Below are 985 nucleotides of genomic sequence, written 5' to 3'. Positions count from 1 at the left end.
TCGCGCTGCTCGTCGGCGTCCACCGCGTCCGCGGTCTGGATGTCGTGACACTTGCTGACCAGCTCGTTCTGGGCGAACTGCAACGCGTATGACTTCGCAATCAAGGGGAACAGCCGGCGCTGGTGCACCAGGTAGTCCATGATGAGCACTTCGGACTCGTCATCGGGCGCGCTGAACTGCTTGCGCTGCAACGCATATCGCGTGGCAATGTCCAGCGCGACGCGGGCGGCGGCGCCGGCGCTGCCGCCCACCGTGATCCGTCCGCGCACCAATGTGCCCAGCATGGTGAAGAACCGGCGGTTGGTGTTCTCGATCGGCGAGGTGTAGGTGCCGTCCGGCGCCACGTCGCCGTATTTGTTGAGCAGGTTCACCCGCGGGACCCGGACGTGGTCGAACACGATGCGACCGTTGTCCACGCCGGGGAGGCCGCCCTTGTACTCGCAGTCCGACGTCGTCACGCCGGGCAGGTCGTTGCCCTCCGCGTCGCGAATCGGCACCAGCACGCAGTGCACGCCGTGGTTGACCGGTTCGCCGTCCTCCGTCGTGATCAGCTGGGCGAATACCGCTGCCATGGTGGCCGTTTCGGCCGCCCCGCCGATGTAGTCCTTACGGGCGGTGGGCGTCGGAGAGTCGATGATGAATTCCTCCGTGGCCGGGTCGTAGGTCGCGGTGGTCTCCAACGACTGAACGTCGCTGCCGTGTCCGGTCTCGGTCATCGCAAAGCAGCCCCGCAATTCGAGGCTGATGATCTTCTTCACGTACGCCTCGTGGTGGCGCTCGGTGCCCAGATTTTCGACGGCACCGCCGAACAACCCCCACTGGACGCCGGCCTTCACCATCAGCGACAGATCCGACATGGCGAGCATCTCGATCATCGTGATCGCCGCACCGATGTCGCCGGTGCCGCCGTGCTCCTTGCGGAAGTTGTCGGCGGCGGCACCGAAGGCGGCCATGATCCTCATCTGCTCGGCCACCTTGGTGCGCG

General features: G+C 65.9%; 1 protein-coding gene. It reads right to left on the bottom strand.

The window, feature by feature from the left end; translation table 11 throughout:
* Window positions 1-985, bottom strand: a 985-nt coding sequence (locus A9X05_RS22475; protein ID WP_197499172.1) for an acyl-CoA dehydrogenase family protein, incomplete at both ends; no start/stop codon positions are given.

Origin of the sequence: Mycobacterium sp. E3298 (assembly GCF_001666895.1) — a bacterium.
In the GTDB taxonomy this organism is placed as follows: Bacteria; Actinomycetota; Actinomycetes; order Mycobacteriales; family Mycobacteriaceae; genus Mycobacterium.
Note: the sequence above shows the minus strand (reverse complement) of the source record. Positions and strands in the feature narration are given on the sequence as shown.